The sequence below is a fragment of the Wenzhouxiangella sp. AB-CW3 genome (assembly GCF_014725735.1).
Lineage (GTDB): Bacteria > Pseudomonadota > Gammaproteobacteria > Xanthomonadales > Wenzhouxiangellaceae > Wenzhouxiangella.
This window is the reverse complement of sequence record NZ_CP061368.1, coordinates 1,898,443-1,919,154: the sequence shown is the minus strand read 5'-3', so window position 1 is coordinate 1,919,154 and position 20,712 is coordinate 1,898,443. Positions and strand designations below refer to the sequence as shown.

At 59.5% G+C, this 20,712-nt stretch carries 19 protein-coding genes; 16 read left to right on the top strand and 3 right to left on the bottom strand.

Features of this window, described 5'->3' with window-relative positions; translation table 11 throughout:
- The first annotated feature begins 13 nt into the window (after nucleotides 1-13).
- The 3 genes from IC757_RS08370 (at nucleotide 14) to IC757_RS08360 (ending at nucleotide 3,770) form a co-directional block, all read left to right on the top strand.
- Nucleotides 14-214: a hypothetical protein gene (locus tag IC757_RS08370; protein WP_190976865.1), complete on the top strand. Its 201-nt coding sequence runs from the start codon at nucleotides 14-16 to the stop codon at nucleotides 212-214.
- A gap of 103 nt (nucleotides 215-317) precedes the next feature.
- The gene (locus tag IC757_RS08365) at nucleotides 318-1,577 is read left to right on the top strand and encodes an EAL domain-containing protein (protein WP_190976864.1); all 1,260 of its coding nucleotides are present in this window, start codon (nucleotides 318-320) and stop codon (nucleotides 1,575-1,577) included.
- Nucleotides 1,578-1,700: 123 nt separating this feature from the next.
- Nucleotides 1,701-3,770, top strand: coding sequence for an alpha/beta hydrolase family protein (locus IC757_RS08360; RefSeq protein ID WP_223846321.1), 2,070 nt, complete (start codon nucleotides 1,701-1,703; stop codon nucleotides 3,768-3,770).
- 114 nt (nucleotides 3,771-3,884) lie between these two features.
- Here the strand turns inward: IC757_RS08360 and pgsW are convergent, their stop codons facing one another.
- The 3 genes from pgsW to pgsB are packed head-to-tail and all read right to left on the bottom strand — an operon-like array spanning nucleotide 3,885 to nucleotide 6,917.
- A complete protein-coding gene (gene pgsW / locus IC757_RS08355; RefSeq protein ID WP_190976863.1) occupies nucleotides 3,885-5,036 on the bottom strand; it encodes a poly-gamma-glutamate system protein in 1,152 nt (383 codons plus the stop codon).
- 10 nt (nucleotides 5,037-5,046) lie between these two features.
- The gene (gene pgsC / locus IC757_RS08350; RefSeq protein WP_190976862.1) at nucleotides 5,047-5,622 is read right to left on the bottom strand and encodes a poly-gamma-glutamate biosynthesis protein PgsC; all 576 of its coding nucleotides are present in this window, start codon (nucleotides 5,620-5,622) and stop codon (nucleotides 5,047-5,049) included.
- Nucleotides 5,619-6,917: a poly-gamma-glutamate synthase PgsB gene (gene pgsB / locus IC757_RS08345; RefSeq protein ID WP_223846320.1), complete on the bottom strand. Its 1,299-nt coding sequence runs from the start codon at nucleotides 6,915-6,917 to the stop codon at nucleotides 5,619-5,621. The genes pgsC and pgsB overlap by 4 nt, the downstream gene beginning before the upstream one ends.
- Nucleotides 6,918-7,272: 355 nt before the next feature.
- Here pgsB and IC757_RS08340 point away from each other — a divergent pair, with 355 nt between their 5' ends.
- From IC757_RS08340 to IC757_RS08280, 13 genes are all read left to right on the top strand, one after another.
- Entirely contained in the window at nucleotides 7,273-7,470 is a 198-nt protein-coding gene (locus IC757_RS08340; RefSeq protein ID WP_190976861.1) for a type II toxin-antitoxin system HicA family toxin, read from the top strand.
- Nucleotides 7,467-7,706: a hypothetical protein gene (locus IC757_RS08335; RefSeq protein WP_190976860.1), complete on the top strand. Its 240-nt coding sequence runs from the start codon at nucleotides 7,467-7,469 to the stop codon at nucleotides 7,704-7,706. The genes IC757_RS08340 and IC757_RS08335 overlap by 4 nt, the downstream gene beginning before the upstream one ends.
- Before the next feature lie 194 nt (nucleotides 7,707-7,900).
- Nucleotides 7,901-8,182, top strand: a complete 282-nt coding sequence (locus IC757_RS08330) for a hypothetical protein (protein WP_190976859.1) — start codon at nucleotides 7,901-7,903, stop codon at nucleotides 8,180-8,182.
- Between the two features lie 542 nt (nucleotides 8,183-8,724).
- A complete protein-coding gene (locus IC757_RS16715) occupies nucleotides 8,725-9,219 on the top strand; it encodes a hypothetical protein (protein ID WP_223846319.1) in 495 nt (164 codons plus the stop codon).
- Nucleotides 9,220-9,356: 137 nt separating this feature from the next.
- Nucleotides 9,357-9,623: a BrnT family toxin gene (locus IC757_RS08320; RefSeq protein WP_223846318.1), complete on the top strand. Its 267-nt coding sequence runs from the start codon at nucleotides 9,357-9,359 to the stop codon at nucleotides 9,621-9,623.
- Nucleotides 9,616-9,867 (top strand): BrnA antitoxin family protein, encoded by a 252-nt coding sequence (locus IC757_RS08315; protein WP_190976857.1) that lies wholly within the window; start codon nucleotides 9,616-9,618, stop codon nucleotides 9,865-9,867. The genes IC757_RS08320 and IC757_RS08315 overlap by 8 nt, the downstream gene beginning before the upstream one ends.
- A 237-nt stretch (nucleotides 9,868-10,104) precedes the next feature.
- A complete protein-coding gene (locus IC757_RS08310; protein WP_190976856.1) occupies nucleotides 10,105-10,407 on the top strand; it encodes a hypothetical protein in 303 nt (100 codons plus the stop codon).
- A 239-nt stretch (nucleotides 10,408-10,646) separates the two neighbouring features.
- The gene (locus tag IC757_RS08305; protein ID WP_223846317.1) at nucleotides 10,647-11,945 is read left to right on the top strand and encodes an AAA family ATPase; all 1,299 of its coding nucleotides are present in this window, start codon (nucleotides 10,647-10,649) and stop codon (nucleotides 11,943-11,945) included.
- 111 nt (nucleotides 11,946-12,056) lie between these two features.
- Nucleotides 12,057-12,716 (top strand): hypothetical protein, encoded by a 660-nt coding sequence (locus IC757_RS08300; protein ID WP_190976854.1) that lies wholly within the window; start codon nucleotides 12,057-12,059, stop codon nucleotides 12,714-12,716.
- A gap of 122 nt (nucleotides 12,717-12,838) precedes the next feature.
- Nucleotides 12,839-15,010, top strand: a complete 2,172-nt coding sequence (locus IC757_RS08295; protein ID WP_190976853.1) for a class I SAM-dependent DNA methyltransferase — start codon at nucleotides 12,839-12,841, stop codon at nucleotides 15,008-15,010.
- Nucleotides 15,007-16,020, top strand: coding sequence for a virulence RhuM family protein (locus IC757_RS08290; RefSeq protein ID WP_190976852.1), 1,014 nt, complete (start codon nucleotides 15,007-15,009; stop codon nucleotides 16,018-16,020). Before IC757_RS08295 ends, IC757_RS08290 begins: the two co-directional genes overlap by 4 nt.
- Nucleotides 16,017-17,330, top strand: coding sequence for a restriction endonuclease subunit S (locus tag IC757_RS08285; RefSeq protein WP_190976851.1), 1,314 nt, complete (start codon nucleotides 16,017-16,019; stop codon nucleotides 17,328-17,330). Before IC757_RS08290 ends, IC757_RS08285 begins: the two co-directional genes overlap by 4 nt.
- Nucleotides 17,331-17,447: 117 nt before the next feature.
- A complete protein-coding gene (locus IC757_RS08280; protein ID WP_190976850.1) occupies nucleotides 17,448-20,516 on the top strand; it encodes a type I restriction endonuclease subunit R in 3,069 nt (1,022 codons plus the stop codon).
- Nucleotides 20,517-20,712: the final 196 nt, after the last annotated feature.

Sequence of the window (20,712 nt, the reverse complement as noted above, 5' to 3'; positions counted from 1 at the left end):
CGCATTCGTAATCATGCACAGCAAGAATTCACGGATCGCAATCTGCGCGGGCATTGGCATCGTACTTGGGATCCTGTTCGGAACCGCCATGAACAACATGGCGCTGGGCATCGCTGCCGGCCCAGCAATCGCCGTCATCCTGGCGGTGGTTTTCGGATCATTCCAGAGCGACACTCAACACCCGGACAACGAACGGGACGATACACGGCCGTGAACTGGATGTTCTTACAACCTGTGATAGGGTAGTGCTGTAGTCCGGCATGACTTGGGAAGGGGCATGCCGGGGTGAAAATCAGCCAAACTGATGGAGGATCGTGATGCCTTACGATTCCCGTGCCCCTTCCCCTGCTCCGGGCAACTGGGAGTATCCTTTTTCGCGCCATGCACTGCGGGCGTCCGTTTCCGTTTCGCCATGGCTGGCGATCGCCATCATCTTGGCCTTGCTGCTGGCCTCCTGGCTGCTGGTCTACTGGTCCGGTGGCGCGGCGCAGATGGTTCCACATTGGTATTACATTCCGATACTTTTCGCGGCCACGCGCTTCGGGCCGTTGGCAGCACTGATCGTCAGTGTTGTCTCCGCCATTCTGGCCGGGCCACTGACTTTCGAGTCGGTTGCCCTGGGGACTTTCCAGGAGACGGACAAGTGGCTCACTCGAGCCGGTTTCTTCATCGGTATCGGGCAGATCAGTGGCTGGCTGCTGGCGCCGGCTGTTCGTCCACTGTCAGAAGAGATTCATTTCAGGAACGCCGAGCTTCGCCTTCGGCATGCCCTGGCCCGAGACGAGTTCTTTCTGGTCTACCAACCAATACACTCCACCGGCAAGCAGCGCTTTGTGGGTGTCGAAGCCTTGCTGCGCTGGAGACATCCCAAACGTGGGGTGCTGTCGCCGGTGCATTTCATGGACGTAGCCGAAGACTGCAGCCTGATTCATGACCTGTCGGATTTCGTCATCGACAGCGCCTGCCGGCAAGCGGCTGCCTGGCAACAACAGGCCGAGGCAGCGGGTGCCGAGCCGTGGTTTGTGGCCATCAACCTTTCGGCGCGCGATCTAGAGCGTCCGGAACTTGCCCGTCGCATTGCCGATACCCTTGAACAGTACAAGCTGCCGGCACATCTGCTGCACATCGAGCTTACCGAGGGTGTGCTGGCCATGGAGGGAGCGGCATTTACTCTTCGCCAACTGAAGAACCTGGGGGTGGTTCTGGCCATTGATGACTTTGGAACAGGGTGGTCGTCCCTGTCTTATCTGAACCGATTCACCGTCGACACACTCAAGATCGACCGCAGTCTGATCAGCGATCTGGGCCCATCGAAAGAAAGCCAGGCGCTGGCACGTGGCGTGGTGGCGCTGGCCCGCTCACTGGGACTGCCCACCGTGGCCGAAGGCCTGGAAACCGAGGAACAACTGGCCATAGGCACTCAACTGGGGTTCGACCACCTGCAAGGCTATTTCTTTTCGCGCCCGCAACCGGCCGAGTGCATTCCCGCAATGTTCAATCTTCAAGGGGATCTGTCACCGGAGATAGAGCCCGATCCTGAGTTTCAGGAAGTCGAGCCGGGACCGGGCAGCAAGTGACAGTCCTTGCTTCAAGGGAGACAAACAATTGGCGGCCAATTGCGCGATGACAAAGTTCTGACATTGACCGGCGGGAGGTGTCCAATTATTCTGCGGCTTCCCACCGTCATCTTCGGAGATGCCATGCCCCGTTTTATTTCAGTTCTTCTTCTGCCTATTCTGTGTGTTTTTGTGCTGTCGCCGCTGGCAGCCGATGAAAGTGATGTGCTCGCCGCCGAGGCGCTGCTGCAGTACGAAACCGCGGGTGATCCCCAGGTCTCGCCCGACGGCAGCCAGATCGTCTATACCCGCCGCTGGGTCGACGATCGCAAGGATCGCTGGCAAACGGCCCTGTGGGTCATGGATGCCGATGGCGAGCGCCAGCGCTTTCTTGCCGAGGGCAGCTCTCCGCGCTGGTCACCGGACGGGACCCGTATTCTCTACCTGGCCGAAGACGATGAGGAGTCGACCCAGCTCTTCGTCCGCTGGATGGATGCAGAAGGCGCTACCAGCCAGATCACGCGGTTGGATGAACGCCCCCGCGATCCGCAATGGACCCCGGACGGCAAGCAAATCGTATTCGGCGCCCTGGTGCCCGAACCCACGACATGGGAAGTCTCCATGCCGTCGCCACCATCGGGCGCCTCCTGGACCGAAGGGCCGCGAGTCATCGATGATCTGCACTACCGCCAGGATTTCCAGGGCTTCATGGACCGTGGCTTCATGCATCTGTTCCAGGTCTCGGCCAACGGCGGCGCTGTCCGTCAGCTCACCAGTGGCGAGTGGAACGTCGGCTCTCGCTTCGATGGATTGGTCGGCTCGGTCAATTTCTCGTTTACCCCGGATGGCCAGAGCATCGTCTTCGACGGCTGGAAGGGTGACTGGGATTCCGTGTATCGCCGCTCCCACCTGTACGCGCTGGACCGGGCGTCGGGAGATATTCGGCAAATCACCGAGGAAGTCGGCTTCTGGACCAACCCGGTAGTTTCCCCGGACGGCCGCCGAGTTGCCTTCCTGGGCTATCCGGACCAGCCCGACACCTATTCGCAGCCCTACCTTCACGTGATCGACCTGGACGGCTCGAACAAGCGCAATCTGACCGAGGACCTCGATCGGCTGGTCAGCAATGTGCACTGGGCTTCCGACAGCAGGGGAGTGTACGCAGTCGTCACCCATCACGGCACTCGCAATATTCGCCATATCCCCCTGTCCGGAGCCATTCGAGACATTACCGACGGCCATCACCTGGTTTCCCTGACTTCGGTGGCCGATGTACGTCGACCCTTTGGGGTCGGTGTTCGAACCGGCCCGCAATCACCGCCGGATGTCGTGAGCTTCAGACTGCGTGAAGGTTCGCAGATCAATCAGCTTACAAACCTGAATGACGAACTGTTCAGCACCATTGAACTGGCCGAAGTGGAAGAATTCTGGACCCAGTCGGCTGACGGCACGGATATTCACGGCTGGGTGGTCAAGCCCCCCAATTTCGATCCGGAAAAGCAGTACCCGCTACTGATGGAGATACACGGCGGTCCCTTCGCCGACTACACCGCCGGCTTCAACTTCAACTACCAGGTCTGGGCCGGCATGGGATACCTGGTGCTCTACACCAACCCGCGGGGCTCAACCAGCTACGGTGAAGAGTTCGCCCGTGGAATCAACTTCCGCTACCCCGGCGTCGACCATGAAGACCTGATGGCCTTCGTCGACGAAATGGTTGATCGCGACTGGGTCGACACCAGCCGCAAGTATGTCGGTGGCTGCTCGGGCGGGGGCGTGCTGTCGAGCTGGATGATTGGCCATACCGATCGCTTCGCCGCCGCCGCGGTTCGCTGTCCGGTCACCAACTGGATGAGCATGTTCGGCACGACCGACATCCCGTTCTTTACCCAGAGTTTCTTCAAGGAACCTTTCTGGGAAGACCCAACCCGCTGGCTCGAACAATCGCCGATCATGTATGTCGGCAACGTGACCACGCCAACCCTGCTCATGACCGGCGAGCTCGACCTGCGCACACCGATGACCCAGACCGAGGAATACTTTGCCGCGCTCAAGGTCCTCGACGTGCCCGTGAGAATGCTGCGCTTCCGCGAAGAGTTTCATGGCACGGGAAGGACCCGTCCCTCCAACGCCATCCGCACGCTGCTCTACATGGACGACTGGTACAGCCAATGGCAACGCGTCGATGGCGAAGCGGTAAAGTCCGAGCAGTAACACCGCCAAAAACACCCGCCCCACAACCCACCGTCGCCCCGGAAATCGCGCCCCGCGCGATTATCCGGGGCCTCGCACGCTAAATCCAGGCACGGCTTCGATTGCCGGCGCGACTCAAACCATCGGCCGCCGGCTGCCCTCCGAATCCTGCCGCCCCCCGAAAAAGCTGGTGATGCCGGCGGAGTGAACCATCAGCCAGGTCAGGCCGATCAGCAAAAGCCCCAGAAACACCGCCAGGCCGCGGCGGTAGGTGCCGGCGGTGTAAATGCCGCCACTGCCCACCGACACCGCCTCTTCCGGCGCGATGGGCAATCCATGACGCTGGGCCATGTTGCTGATGCCGATGAAGTGAATCGCGGGCACGCCTTCGCGCAGGAAATATCCCATCACCGTTTCCACGGCATGCGCGCGGGCCGGTGCCGCGCGCGACAGCCCGGAGGAAAAATGCCGGTCGATGCCCGGCGGTCCGACAATGGTGGCGCCGCCGCCGACATTGATGAATGCCTTGATCGGCCGGCCGTCGGCCTGCTCGCGAAACAGGGCGATGCGATCGGCCACCGCCTCGGCGTAGCCGCCCGGGTCGAGCAGGGGAATGCCGGAGGCGTTGATGCGTGAGCGAATATGCTCCACGCCTTCGGGCAACAGGTCGGTGCCCCGGTCTTCCGCGCCGCCCACCGAGATGGCTACCGGGCGCAGGGAAATCACGCCTTCCTGGCGAAGCAGCTCTTCCATGTCCAGCCACAGCATGTCGGGCACGTTGGCGCCCCACTGCGAGGACGAGGCCGAGGCGATGATGATGGGCTCGGCCCCGATCGCTTCCAGCGCGGCATAGACGGCCAGGTTCAATGCCGGAAACGAACCGGAAACGGTCACCGCCACCGTGTCGCCTTCTTCCACCCCGGCCTGGCGCATCAACTTGACCGCCACCGCACCCCAGTTGGGATTGATGGTGGTCTGCTTGGCCTGCCGACCACCGCGCGTGGTGGTGACCATGCTCGAGGCCACGCCAATCAGCCCCGAGCGTTGCGGGTCGAACTCCGGGTTGATCGGCAGCACCTGCCCGCGCGCCGGGCGAATCACCTCGATGCCGTCGCGCATCGCGCGCGAGGCCGCCACCATCTCGGCATAGGCGGCTTCCACCACCGGGTCGCGCTTCTGCACGAACTCGGCAATGACCAGCGCCAGCAAGGCAGCAACCGCCAGGCACACCAGGCCCCAGGCCGGAACACGGGACGAACGCCAGTAGATTCTCGTGAACTTGCTCATCGTCTCCTCCTTACCAGCCGGGGATGGGACTGCGCTGGGCCGCCTCGAAGGCCGCCAGCGTCTCGGGCATGAATGCGATCAGGCTCAGGCGGACCAGTACGGCGGTCACCGCCAGCCCGCACAGGGTCTGCAACACGCCCTGGCGATCGAACCAGATGGCGATCAGGCCGGGAATGATGTAGCCGATGATGCGCAGCTCCATCATCGCCACGGCAAGCTGCGACTCCATTGCCGTCAGTTTGGCCTCGGCATCCCCCGGCTCACCCACCATTTCCAGGTCCGTCCAGGCCAGAAATCCGCCGATCAGCAGATCCACCGCGCCAGCCAGCAGGTAGCCGGTCAGAATCATCAGGATGGTAAGCCGCCGCCCGTAGATCACCACATAACCCGAGGCCAGTCGCACCACGGCAAACGTGGCCAGCGCGGTCAGCAGCGTGATGGCGACGTTGAACGGGTTCATCAACTGCAGGGCCATGTAGCCCGGCACCACCAGCCCGCCGGCGGCCAGCCCGAACGCCTGGCTGAGCAGCAGGGTAAAGAACAGGCCGATGCCGATGGCCACCGCCAGGAGATTGAGCGCAATCACAGGTCTTCCTCCTTCTTCGCGCGGTTGTGGAAGTAGCGCGCCACTGCCTCGCCGCCGCCGTGGATATTGCACATGCCCACCACCAGCGACTTCCTGCCGCAGTGTTCGAGTATGGTTTCGGTGATATCGAGCAGAGAGACGTTCTCGGCCACGATCATGCGATCGGGCGACATGCCGTGCTTGACCGCCATGCGCGCGAACAGCAGCGTGCCCGAACCCATCAGAATATAGCGATCGGCCGCCGCCCATTGCGGCATGGCCTGGGCCATCTGGCGCGAACGATGCGGCCGGTCGGCCCGGCAGTTGACCAGCGCCACCCGCCGTCGCCCCTCGCCATGGCGCTCCACCATCTGCTCCCAGATGCGTCCGGTCGATTCCGGGTCGTTGGCGGCAAAGGCATTGACGAACACGATGTCGCGCTCGAAGAACTGCCCGTGCAGCACCCGCATCGCGCCCGATTCCGGCGGCAACGCCACCATGCCCTCCAGCGCCGTGTCCCGGTCCACGCCCAGGCTCTCGCATACCTTCAGCGCCAGAGCCACGTTCTCGGCATGCTCGCTGTAGTGAAAACGGGCAAGCTGCGACTCATCCACCGAGGCCACATCGTCTTCGTCCACCCCGTGCAGCCGACTGCCGCGATCCGCGCAGGCGGTCTCGAACACCGACAGCAAGTCGCGCTCGGCCGTAAACAGATCACCTCCCACCGGCACCGAACCGGCCAGCGCCAGCGCAACGTCCTCTTCGGCCGGCCCCATCACTTCCAGGTGATCGGCCCGGGCATTGGTAATCACCCCGTGGGTGGCGCGCACCATTTTCAACTCGGTCAGCGACTGATACTGCGGCTGCAACGCCATGCATTCGACCACCGCCACTTCCGGGTCGAACTCCAGCATGCGCCACATGATGCGCATCTGCTCGATGATGTTGGCCCCGCTGGGCCGGTAGAGCGGGAACTCGCGCCCGTCCGGATCGACCAGCGCCGCAGAAGAACCCGTGGTCTTGGCACACACGCGCTTGCCCCCGGCGCGCAGCCCTGCGGCAATCAACCGCGTCACACTGGTCTTGCCGCGCGTGCCGTTGACATGAATGCGCACCGGAATCCGCCGCAACACCCGCCGATGCCGCGCCGCCTCCAGCAAACCCAGCCCCAGCAACACCAGCCACAGCACCAGCAGGAACAACAACATCGGTGGAATAGCCATACCACACCCGTCCAGCGCCAAAGCGCCCGACTCCCCCCACCAGCCGACCGCCGGCAAGAAATCCAACAGCCACCCGACAAACAGGGCAGCCATACCAGAATCCGAAGCCTATACGCCTTCTCCCGGTTCTGCAATCCAGCGCCTGCGCCCCTTGCACCCCGAGCATGGATTAGGCATATTGAGCCGCAGGGAGCGCATATGCATCAAAACGGCACGGTACCAACGCAGGAAGGGGCGCCAATGGGGACGTCAACACTCAGCAATCCACCGGCAAGACACGCCAGCCGCCACCGAACTCCGGCCAACTTGCCCGGCGAGGCATTGCATCATATCCGGCGTGATTGCCCTATATCGAATATACAGTCACTTTGTTCCTCTACCGAGTATTCGAACAAATTGACGCACATTTACTAGTTATGCGATTGAATGAACAAGTCGGGGAGGCGGTGTGCCACCAAAAGTCAGGGAGCTGATTAAATCTCTCAAACAGGCGGGCTTCGAAGATCGCGGCGGCAAGGGGAGCCACCGGAATTTCATCCACCCGAATGTGTCGAAGCCTGTAACGATTTCTGGCAAACTCGGAGATGATGCCAAAAAGTACCAGATTCGGGCCGTAGAAAAAGCGGTCCAGGAGGCCAAGAAATGAAGGAAAGCGCCCTTTACGCCAAGATTGTGGAATGGTCCGAAGAGGATCAGTGTTTTGTGGGTAGCGCGCCGGGCCTACTTTATGGCGGTTGCCACGGGACGGACGAAAAGGAGGTCTTTGCCGAGCTTTGCCAGATCGTAGACGAAGCCATCGAGCTGTATCAGCAGGAAGGCAAGCCCCTTCCACCCCCTACGGCTGGCCGCGATCTCGCCAATGCCTTGCAGCAAATCGCATAACAAAGGGTTCAACCGGACGCCGGTAAGCTTCCGGGCGGCAAAGCCGGGCGAGTTCGGTGGCGGCGCCGGTTAACCCAAACGTTATGCATCAGCGGAACACAAAACGGGAAAAATGTCGGAAGGCCGTCTGGCTGGCCATGTGTGAGGTTGGGGATCATTTCTCCAGGCTTGGTGGATCAAATCGACCCTCAAACATGAGGGAGTCGGAAATTCACGAGTTTATTCTTACCCAGTTATTTGAACTCTACGCTGAAAGCGTGCCGAGTGGGCTCTGTCCCTCACAAGAGTTCAATGAGGCTGTTGGGCCTGTTTTGCCCAGAGTTTTATCCTATCTGCACAATTTGGAGCTTGGGAAAGAGGAATTGGCTGAAATAGCTTATGAGTACTATGCGACTTATGATCAAAGAATTCCTCTCCATGAAAAGACTGAAAACTGGCAAACCCTTGGAGGCTCGCTGCGCGCTGGTGATGCATAACAAGTCGCTCAAGTTCGTTCCGGCCTTCGGCCTCCACCGGACGCGGCTAACGCCGCGCCGCTTAGCTTAGACGTGTGTGCCGGGCATGGCACGAGACTAGAGAGGTGTAAGTCCTCTTACCAGGTATTCGCAGAGCCGAAGGTTAGGAGAAGGGCAAGGGCGTCATCGCGAGGTGGGGTCTGGAGGAGCCGGAGCGCAGCGGAGACCACGAGCGATACGCGAGAGCGACCGAAGGGAGCGGTAACCCCAATCCAAAGCGGCGGGGCGACGAACAGGAACTGGATATGAGGTGTGACGTAGACGGGGCGAGTGGGCACATGACCACGAAGCCCTCCATCTGCAATCGGTCTGCGTTTTATAAATCCAGCGTCTACGCCGTGACAGTTTCGTGTCTTACCCCGGGAGGTCTCCCCGGTGCTTCGCTTTGCGAAGCTGAGCGCTGAGCAATTGGCGCTGACCGCCTGGGAGAAGTCAGCCGAGGGCATAGTAGGTGATTGGCGTCACTGAAGGCCCGAACGATGAACGAGGATGATCGACCGAGTATGAGTGACCGGACAGCCTCAGAGAATCGACGCGAGTCGGCCGTGCCTGGAGCACGGGAGGAATCGGTGACTGGGGAAAGGACCGATCCGGCCTCGACATCCACTGTCTTGCTGTGGGAGAAGGTGCTGGAACGCAGCAACCTGCAGCGGGCAGTCAAGCAAGTACGCCAGAACAAGGGCGCGCCGGGCATTGACGGGATGAGCGTTGATGCACTACCGGACTTCCTTCGCCAGAACTGGCCTGCGATCCGCGATCAACTGGAAGCGGGGCAGTATTGCCCGCAACCGGTCCGGCGGGTCCGTATCCCCAAGGCCGACGGACGGGAACGCCTGACCGCCCCCACCAGCCGAACGCCGGCAAGAAACCCAACAGCCGCCCGACAAACCGGGCAGCCATACCGGAATCCGAAGCCTATACGCCTTCCCCCGGTTCTGCAATCCAGCACCCACGACCCCAGCCCCATGAATCAAGATGACGATATCGAACGGAAATAGCTGATTGGAAAGGCCGCGCTGGTCTGGCGCAAGGCTCGGTTCAACTGGCATCTACCCGACAGGCTGCGCACGGCCGACAAATGCCTGCAGGTTGGGCGGCCATTGACGGGTATGTATAACATATGCATAATCGCCATATGGAGATCGAATTCGATCCCGAAAAGGCGGCCTCTAATCTGCGCAAGCACAGCGTCAGCTTTGCGCATGCCGAACAAGCGCTCCGCGATCCCCTTGGCATAACCATTGAGGATCCGGACTCCGAAGCTGAGCCCCGATTTGTCACACTGGGCGCCGATTCTCTGGGTCGCGTTCTGGTCGTGGTTCACACACCGCGGGAAGATCGAGTCCGAATCATTTCTGCGCGTAAAGCCAGCCCAAGCGAGGCGAGAAATTACCATGCGTAAAGAGTATGACTTCAGTAAAGGGAAACGTGGTCCGGCCATCCAATCCTCCGGAAAGACCCGCATCACCATCATGCTGGATGACGACATCATCGAAACCTTTCGAAAGCGTGCGGAAGCCAGGGGCATCGGATACCAGACAGCGATCAACGAGGCGCTTCGGGCTGCACTCAATGATGAGAATGTACCCCTGACTGCCGGCAAGCTGAGAGAGATCCTCCGCCAGGAACTGCATCACGCCGACTAAGCACCCAAAGAATGCTCAGCCGGACGCGGGGGTACTTTCGGAACGGCAAAACCGGTCAAGCTCGGTGGCCGCGCCGCATGGCATAAACCGCACCCGCTGAGTCTACCGCCTGCAGTCCGCAGCGATTTTGCCTGCCGGCATTACGCGGTGGCAGGCTCGGGCATCTCCTCACCAGCCACAGCACCAGCAGGACCAACAACATCGGTGGAATCGCCATACCACACTGGTCCAGCACCAATGCGCCCGACCACCCCCACCAGCCGATCGCCGGATGGGCGACTTCAGGTGAGCACGGTGTTGCTCGGCCCGAGATTGGAATTTCAGCGAATTTCGCGCTACATTGAGCATCAGGGAACCACTCGGCAGCGAAAAAATGGGGAAATCGAGGCGCAAAACCTGCTCACCGGGGCGATCGAGCGGGCAAATTCTGCCGAACCGCTGGACCCAACGAAAACAACTCCAAGTAGTCAGAACCGCGACAGTCTGATGGGCGGCTCAGTTCAACTGGCATTTATCCGCTATGCTGCGCACGGCCGATAAATGCTTATAGGTTATGTTTGCCACGAAAAATGAAGCTCCGACTCGAAAACATTAAGGGCGTAGCTCTTCTGGAGTTCTCAGTGCCCTCCCCGGGTGTGTGGGTATTAGCCGGTAGGAATGGAACAGGCAAATCGACCCTGCTGGCTGCATTGCTTCGTATCCGAAACTCTTACGCTTTTCAACGCTACTTTCAGACCAGCCCACTAGCGAACCGGGTTGATCTATACGAAAACGCGTCAGTGACTTATGAGATAAACAACCGATCTGTCACATATCGGTACGGCGGGCAGCGATGGCGAGCAACGCCCCGTGCCAATGCGGGTCTTTTTAACGACTTCCCATATCCCGCAATTGAATATCTTGAAGCCAACTCTGATCGCATCGAACCGTTCGCGGATGAGATCAGACACAACCGATTTCGGGATGCGGGGCAGAGTCTGAAGGATTTTTTGTGTGAAGTTCTCGATGACAACAAATGGTCTGATTTGAAGTACCTCAACACACGGCGAGGTACTGGAAATCTGGCATATCTAATCCCCTATCGCGCGCATGCTCGCGCGCCTTGGAATTACTATTCCGAGAAGAGCTTCAGCTTGGGTGAACTCTGCGTGCTGAGGCTCGCCCAAAGGCTGTCCAATGTACGAAACGGCAGTTTGATCCTGATAGATGAAATCGAGATGGCGTTGCATCCACAAGCCCAAATTAGGCTCATGGAAGCCCTGAATAGGGTCGCGCGAACGAAGCGATTGACGGTTGTGTTTTCGACTCACTCTGCGTCGATCATCAAATCAGCTAAGCGTTCTCAACTTATTCATCTCACCGAGGAGCAGGGAGGCCAGATTCGGGTCACCCGAAAGCCATATCCCGCGCAGGTTTTGGGCGAAATCGCCTTTGATGATGAACTGAATGTGGACTTCGTCTTCTTTGTTGAAGACAAACAGGCCAAGGTGCTCTTAGAGCAAATCGTTCAAAGATATCTGCAGGTAGCGAATCTAGATATTTGTTACCAGCCTCTCTTCAAGATTGTTCCTGTGGGAGGGTTTGTGCAGGTACTTGAATTTCTAAATGCATCCTCTCAAATATTTCCCGCTCATGTGCGCCGGCATGCGGTTTTGGACGAAGACGTTAAATCAGAGTCATTGGACGAAGCGCGTCGCACTGGCAATCAGCGGTTGCTAGAGGCGTTCAACCGAGCTCGCGGAAGCCTCAGGTACTTGCCTTGTACTCCGGAATGCGGCATAACGGACATGATTGAAGGCGGACAAATGTATGACTACCTTCGTGCTAGCTTCACTGGGCACGCCGTGAACTTTGGAAGATTGTCTCAATCGCAAGATTACCTTTCGAAAACAAGTGCAAATCCCAGAGAACAAGCCAAGCGACGTATCAATTATATGGTTGAGCAAGTCGAGGCCACGACAGGGATAGATACCGTGCAGATTAGACGGAAACTCTATAGCGCATACGTTGAACGCCGATATGCAAATGCGACGGCCGATCTCCATCAATTCCTAGGGCCGGTGTTCAATGCCCGGTGAATCTACTATCCAGTTTACGCCGGACACGGCACAAGCTCCTGGCCGGCAAAGCCGGACGAGCTCAGTGGTTAAGCTAAGTGTTAGCGATTGCATTGAGACTGGAATATTTTCATGAGTCAGCTCACCGCTGTTTATTTGAAGCTGGATTTGGAAATCCCTGTTTTTGATCAGGAGCCGAGTAGGAATTACTTGCAGGATTTGGTTGGGCAGTTTGCGTCCGCAATCTATCGGCAAGACACTGACGTTGATGTCCAATTTCGTCAAGGAAGCCTAGAGGTTATGGTGGTGATTGTGGGTTCCCTCTATGTTGCAATTGGAAATTATGGCTCTTTTCGTTCTGGTTTGAATCAGGTTATCGAGGACTCCAAAGTGCTGAAAGATCTCCTGATTTCTTCGCTCAGAAAAGATGGGATTGCAGGGTCCGCGATTCTCGAACAAAAAAGGCACAATGCAACTCCAGAACGTGTTCGAAGGTTGTTGAGGCGGATCGACCGATTTGAACGGCAGCTGCCAAAGCTTGGAGAAGACGAGGCAAAATATAGACTTGAGCGGTTGCTAAAGGCTGTTCAGCAACTCACTGCAGAAATGGAATTCTCAGAGGATATTGACTTGCTGATGACCAATTTGGATGAAAGGTTTCGGCCTCCTCCAGAGGCAATTCCGATGCCTCGTCGAAAAGTGTTGGACTCGGAGGTTCGTCCCACTTTTCTTGAGCCGAAGCGGGATGAGTATTCTTTCCCCTCCCATACCAAATTGCCACCACCAGATTAGCTCGAACAATTGAATACAGCCGACCGTTTTGTGCTGCCGCTCCGAACGGTTGGTTATTGAAGAGGTTGTGCATACTTTGAGCGGGCCGAAGAATCCGATCACGAGCAAAACTTAGGATATAGATGACCACCAGCACCACCAACCTGATCAATTTTGTCTTCGAAATTGCCAACAAGCTCCGTGGGCCCTACCGGCCGCCGCAGTATCGCAAGGTCATGCTGCCCATGACGGTGCTGCGCCGTCTGGATTGTGTACTGGCGCCTACCAAGGAACAGGTGCTGAAGGAATACGAGAAGTTGCAGGCTCGCGGTCTGGAGGGTGATGCCCTGCACAAGGTGCTGGCGCGCAAGGCCAGCCAGGGGCGGGATCATCCGCTGTATAACATCAGCTCGTATACCTTCGAGAAGCTGCTGGCCGATCCTGAGCATATCGCCAGTAATCTGAGCAATTACATCAATGGCTTCTCGGAGTCGGCGCGGGAGATTTTCTGGGCCTTCGGGTTCGATGCCGAGATCGCGAAGCTGGACAAGGCGAATCGGCTCTATCTGATCGTCAAGGAGTTCGCCGATCCCCGTATTGACCTGCACCCGGATCGGGTGAGCAACCACGACATGGGTTATGTGTTCGAGGAGCTGGTGCGCAAGTTCAATGAGCAGGCCAACGAGGAGGCGGGGGATCACTTCACGCCGCGCGAGGTCATTCGCTTGATGGCGCACCTGCTCTATACCGAGGACGAGGAAGTCTACACGCCGGGGATTGCCCGGACGATCTACGATCCGACGGCCGGGACGGGCGGCATGCTGTCGGTTTCGGAGGAGTACATCACCGAGCAGAATCCGCAGGCCCACTTGCAGTTGTTCGGGCAGGAGTACAACGAGGAGTCCTGGGCGATCTGCCGCTCGGATCTTCTGATCAAGGACGAGCCGGTGGAGAATATCGCCTTTGGCGATACCCTGGGCGACGGCGAGACCAGCGACGGTCATCCGGATCGAACCTTTCACTACATGCTGGCCAACCCGCCTTTCGGCGTGGAGTGGAAGCCGCAGGAAGACTATGTGAAGAAGGAACACAGGGAGCTGGGTTTCAACGGCCGCTTCGGGCCGGGCCTGCCGCGCATCAATGACGGCGCCACGCTGTTTCTGCTGCACATGCTGAGCAAGATGAACCCGCCGCCGGAGCAGGGCGGGGAGGGTTCGAAGATTGCCATCGTGTTCAACGGCTCGCCGCTGTTCAATGGCGAGCCGGGCCCGAGCGAGAGCAATATCCGCCGCTGGATCATCGAGAATGACTGGCTGGATGCCATCATCGCCCTGCCGGACCAGCTCTTCTACAACACCGGCATCTACACCTACATCTGGCTGGTGACCAACCGCAAGCCCGATGAGCGCAAGGGCAAGGTTCAACTCATCGATGGCACCCGCCACTACCGCAAGATGAAAAAGAGCCTGGGTAACAAGCGCAACGAGCTGGCCGACGAGCATATCGAGGAACTGACCCGACTCTATGGCGAGTTCACCGACGGCGCGACTTGCCGGGTGGGCCTGAACGGCGAGCTTGAGGAGCGGGTCTGCTCGAAGATTTTCGACAACCGCGAGTTCGGGTACCTGAAGGTCACGGTCGAGCGTCCGCTGCGCCTGAACTTCCAGGCCACGCCTGAGCGTATCGAGCGGATCTGGCAGGAAACCGCCTTCGCCAACCTGGCGAAAAGCAAGAAGCGCAAGAACCAGGCCGAACACGATGCCGAGGTGAAGGCCGGCGAGGAAACCCAGCAGCGCATCATCGGAATTCTTGAGGGGCTGGACGACCAGCGCTTCGATGACCGGGCCGAGTTCGAGCCGCTGCTCAAGGCCGCCTTCAAGGCGGCCGGCGAGAAATTGCCGGCGCCGATCAAGAAAGCCATACTCAACGCCCTGTCCGAGCGCGACCCGGAAGCGGCGATCTGCCGCGACAGCAAAGGCAACCCCGAACCTGACACCGAGCTGCGCGACAGCGAGATCGTGCCGCTACCGGCCAATATCCCGCTGCCGCTGCCAATTGGCTACGAGAAAAATGCCGACAACAGCCAGTTGCTGGAACTGGTACGCGAGCACTGCGAGGACTACCTGGCCCGCGAGGTGCTGCCCTTCGTCGATGACGCCTGGATCGACCACGGCAAGACCAGGGTAGGCTACGAAATCCCCATCAACCGGCATTTCTACGTCTACGAACCGCCCCGGCCGCTGGAAGAAATCGAGCAGGACATCCAGAGTCTGGAAGGCGAGATTCTGGAGATGTTGAAGAAGGTGACGGCATGAGCGCGGGCGAGCTGATTCTCTACCGCAGCGAGGACGGCCGGGCGGAGATCCAGCTCCGCGCCGACGGCGAAACCGTCTGGCTCACCCAGGCGGAGATGGCCGAACTGTTCGACACCACCCCCCAGGCCATCACCCAGCACATCCGGGCCATCTATGGAGAAGGCGAGCTGAGCGCGGAGGCAACTTGTAAGGATTCCTTACAAGTTCGCCAGGAGGGCCAGCGCCAGGTCCGGCGTCGCCTCAAGGCCTACAGCCTGCCCATGATCCTGGCCGTGGGCTACCGGGTACGCTCCCCTCGGGGCACCCAGTTCCGCCAGTGGGCCACCGCCCATCTGGAGGAGTACCTGGTCAAGGGCTTCGTCATGGACGATGAGCGCTTGAAAGAGCCCGGCGGCTGGGACTACTTCGACGAGCTGCTGGCCCGCATCCGCGACATCCGCGCCTCGGAGAAGCGCTTCTACCAGAAAGTGCGGGATCTGTTCGCCCTCTCCAGCGACTACCGGCCCGACGACCGGGACGCCCAGACCTTTTTCGCCGAGGTGCAGAACAAGCTGCTCTATGCCGTTACCGGCCACACCGCCGCCGAAATCGTGGTCCAGCGCGCGGACGCCGACTCCCCCAACATGGCGCTGACCAGCTGGAAGGGCGCACGGGTGCGCAAGCAGGATGTCACCATCGCCAAGAACTATCTGAGCGCCGACGAGGTGGACACCTTGAACCGTCTGGTAGTGATCTTTCTGGAGCAGGCCGAACTGCGCGCCAAAGAGCGCAAGGACCTGACCCTGGACTACTGGCGCCACAATGTGGACCGGCTGCTGGAATTCAACGAACGGCCGATTCTCGACGGAGCAGGCGCCATCAGCGCCGAGCGTGCCAGGGAAATTGCCCATGAACGATATGAACGATTCGACGCCCAGCGACGGCGGGATGAAGCGCTGGAGGCCGATGCCGAGGATTTGCGGGAGCTGGAGGCGTTGGAGAAGCGGATCAAGAAGGAGGACAAGTCATGAATGTAACCTCCTCATCCATCCGGCTGGGTGCCATGGACCTCTATCACCCGCTCCCTTGCCCCGATGGTTGGACAACTCGCCGATTGCGGTTTGTCACCCGGATCAACAAGGCACAGCCGATTGCATTGGCACCCGCGGACGAAGCCTCCTTCGTGCCCATGGCTGCGATTGGCGAACATGGTGGTATTCAGCTTGAGCAGGTCAAGGCGCTCGATGAGATTGGCGACGGCTATACCTATTTTGCGGACGGCGATGTCGTTGTTGCTAAGATTACCCCGTGTTTTGAGAACGGCAAGGGCGCGTTCGTAGAAGGCCTGAAGAATGGTATCGCCTTTGGCACAACCGAGCTGCATGTCGTTCGTCCGGCCCAAGATATCGACGGGCGCTTTTTGTTTTATTTGAGCATTTCCGAGCTGTTTCGCAAGCTGGGTGAAGGAGCCATGTATGGCGCTGGCGGGCAAAAGCGCGTGCCGGAGCTGTTCATCAAGGATTTTCAGGCGTTGCTACCACCGCTGCACCAACAACAAAAAATCGCCGCCTTCCTCGACCGCAAGACCGCCGAGATCGACACCCTGATCGGCAAGAAGCGCCGCCTGCTCGACCGGCTGGCCGAAAAGCGCACCGCCCTGATCACCCGCGCCGTCACCAAGGGCCTCAACCCCGATGCCCCCATGAAAGACAGCGGCATCGAGTGGCTGGGGGAGATTCCGGCGCATTGGGAGATCGCCTCAATCTCTTGGCTCTCTCGTGTTTTCAACGGCGCGACTCCTTCAAGGTCGCGAAACGACTATTGGGATGGTTCCTGCCCGTGGTTATCCAGCGGAAAAGTCAACGACTGGAAGATTACTGCGCCGAGTGCCTTCATATCTCAGCAGGCGGTAGCCGAGACAGGGCTTGTTCTTGCACCGAGCGGATCAGTAGTAATCGGAATGGTGGGACAAGGGCGCACCCGTGGCCTCGCAGCACGGCTAGAGATTGACGCATATATCAACCAAAATATGGCTGCAATTGTTGCCGCCTCGCCTTTGAATACTGCGTATCTACATTACGCGCTTGTCCAGTCGTATCAACCAATCCGAGAACATGGTCGTGGAGGGCAACGGGATGCCCTAAACTGCGAAATTGTCGGTTCGATCCGTATTCCGCTTCCGCCGTTGCCAGAACAGCAGAAGATTGCAGCGCAACTAGATCAACAAGCAGAGCTCGAGCGAAGCCAACGCAGACTGGTGTCGGAACAAATCGATTATCTCGAAGAATACCGCTCCGCCCTGATCACCAACGCCGTCACCGGCCAGATCAAGGTGGCCTGACAGGTGTGCTAGAAAACGAAAGGCCCCTGCGAACCCGCCGGGGCCATGACGCCGACCGGGCACTCCCAGTCCGTGAGCGTTAGTGTAAGCCAGACGAGGCCGGAACAGGAAGCAACCATGCATCAGGAAATCTACTTCGAACAGGCCATGGAGCAGTCGCTGATCGGGCAGGGCGGCTACGAGAAAGGCGATGCGGCCGGGTTCGATGCGGGGCATGGGTTGTTTCCCGATGAGGTGATTGCATTTGTTCAGGCCAGCCAGCCGCGGCGCTGGCAGTCGCTGGTGAAGTTGCAGGGCGAGCAGGCCGGCGAGGTGTTGTTGGGCGCGCTGGTCAAGGAGCTGGCTTCGAAGCATGCCTTGCATGTGCTGCGTCATGGTTTCAAGTGTTTCGGCAAGACGTTTCGGCTGGCGTTCTTTGCTCCCAACACCGGCATGAACCCCGAGGCGGCCGAGGCCTATGGTCACAACCGCCTGCGGGTGACCCGGCAGGTGCATTTCAGCGAGAAGCACCCGAAAAAGTCGCTGGATATGGTCCTGTCGGTCAACGGCCTGCCGGTGGTGACGCTGGAGCTGAAAAACCCCATGACCGGGCAGACGGTGGAAGACGCCATGCGCCAGTATCGGCGCGAGCGGGACCCGGACGAGCCGATTTTCCGATTCAAGCAGCGGGCGCTGGTGCATTTTGCCGTGGATCCGGACCAGGTGTTCATGGCCACGCGACTGGCCGGCGAGGCCGACACCCGCTTTCTGCCGTTCAACCGGGGTCATGAATTCGGCGCCGGCAACCCGCCCGCGGCCGATGACAATTACCGTACGGCCTATCTGTGGGAAGAGGTGCTGACGCGCGACAGCCTGATGGACATTCTGGCCCGCTTTCTGCACCTGGAGGTCAGCGAAAAGAAGATCGCAACCAAGCGGGGCGTGAAGCGCCACAAGAAAGAGACGATGATCTTCCCGCGCTATCACCAGCTCGATGCGGTACGCAAGCTCATTGCCAGCTCGCGCGAGAAGGGAGCAGGGCACAACTACCTGGTGCAGCACTCGGCCGGTTCGGGCAAGTCCAACTCCATTGCCTGGCTGGCGCACCGGCTCTCCAGCCTGCATGATGCAGCCGACGAGAAGGTCTTCGACAGCGTGGTGATCATCACCGACCGGCGCGTGCTCGACCAGCAGTTGCAGAACACCGTCTACCAGTTCGAGCACAAGCAGGGGGTGGTGCAGAAAATCGACGAGAATACCCAGCAACTGGCCCAGGCGCTGTCGTCGGGTGTGCCGATTATTATTTCCACCATCCAGAAGTTTCCGTTCATCACCCAGGCGATGGACATGCTGGCGAAAAAGGGCCAGGACGTCTCGCTGGCCACCGGCGGCAAGCGCTTTGCCGTGATCGTGGACGAGGCGCACAGCTCGCAGTCGGGCGAGACGGCCATGGAGCTCAGAAAGGTGCTCAACCGCGACGGCATCGAGTCGGCCATCGCCGCGGAATTTCTGGACGTGGAAGAGGAAGACCTGTCAGAGCAGGCGCGCAAGGCCCTGTTCGAAGAGATGCTCAAGCGTCCGCGCCAGCCCAATATCAGCTTTTTCGCCTTCACCGCCACGCCCAAGTTCAAGACGCTGGCCGTGTTCAACGAGCCCGGTGCCGGCGGTCAGCCGCCATTTCATCTGTATTCCATGCGCCAGGCCATCGAGGAAGGCTTCATCATGGACGTGCTGGCCCACTACACCACCTACAAGACCTACTACGGGCTGATCAAGTCCATCGAGGACGATCCCCAGGTGCCGCGGCGCAAGGCCGCACTTGCGCTGGCCCGGTTCATGTCGCTGCATCCGCACAATATCGCGCAGAAGGTGGAGGTGATTGTCGAACACTTCCGAAACCACACCCGCCACAAGATCGGCGGGCGCGCCAAGGCCATGGTGGTGACGGCCTCGCGCCTGCATGCCGTCCGTTACAAGCAGGCCTTCGACAAGTACATCGAAGACAACAACATCAGCGGCATCCGCTCGCTGGTGGCGTTTTCCGGCAGCGTCACCGATCCGGACTTTCCCGACCGCACCTATACCGAGGTCGGCATGAACGAGGGCATCAAGGAGTCGGAGCTGCCCGAGAAGTTCGACTCCGAGCACTACCAGGTGCTGCTGGTGGCCGAAAAGTACCAGACCGGCTTCGACCAGCCCTTGTTGCACACCATGTACGTCGACCGGCGTCTGGCCGGTATCCAGGCCGTGCAGACGCTGTCACGCCTCAACCGCACGGCCGAAGGCAAGAACGATACCTTCGTGCTGGATTTCGTCAACGATACCGAAGAGATCTTCGAGGCGTTCAAGCCTTATTATGAGATCACGCCGCCTGGCGAACCCAGCGATCCGCAGCAGCTCTACGACTTGCAGCATCGGCTCGAACAGGCCCAGGTGTTCTATGCCGACGAGGTCAATGCCTTTGCCGAGATCTGGTATCGCAATCGACACGAGCCGACGGCGGCCGATCATCGCAGGATCAACGCCGTGATCGATCAGGCCGTGGAGCGCTACAAGGCGCTGCCCGACGACGAGCAGGAAGGATTCAAGAGCCAGTTGGCCAGCTTCCGCAACCTCTACGCCTTTCTGGCACAGATCATTCCCTACCAGGACAGTAGCCTGGAGAAGCTCTACAGCTATGCCCGCTTCCTGCTCTCGAAGCTGCCGCGTCGCACCGACGATACGGTGTTCGAGCTCGAAGACGAGGTCTCGCTGAAGTACTACCGCCTGCAGAAGATCAGCGAAGGCGCCATCGACCTGGCGGTGGGCGAGGCCAAGGCACTGTACGGACCGACGGAAGTCGGCACGGGCCGGGCCGAGGAAGATACAGTAGAACTGTCCAGCCTGATCGACCGGCTCAACGAGCGTTTCGGCACCGAGTTCACCCCGGCCGATCAACTCTTCTTCGACCAGATCGCCGAAACTGCCGTAGAGAATGAAACCCTGCAGGCGGCGGCAAAAGCCAACAGCATGGACAACTTCGCCTACGTGTTCGAGAAAATGCTGGAAGGCCTGTTCATCGAACGCATGGACGGCAACGAAGACATCTTCGGCCGCCTGATGAACGACGACGATTTCCGACGAGTGGCCGGCGACCATTTGCTGCACGAGGTTTACCATCGGCTGCAGACGGGCGATGGTGCGGGCCGGCAAGGAGAAGCGAAATGAGTAACCTGGATCGGATTTGCGGCTTCGAACGGTCGGGGCCTGGTGAGCGCCTGGTTCCAGATCAATCCGCCGTGGTGAAAGACGGCGTGGTGAAATCTGCTGGGTTTCGTTGCCTGAGCCTGCTGGTTCCGGTCCCGCCGTCCGGTGCCCTTGTTCCGGGTCTGTGCGCGAATGAGCAACGACTGGAGGATGATGT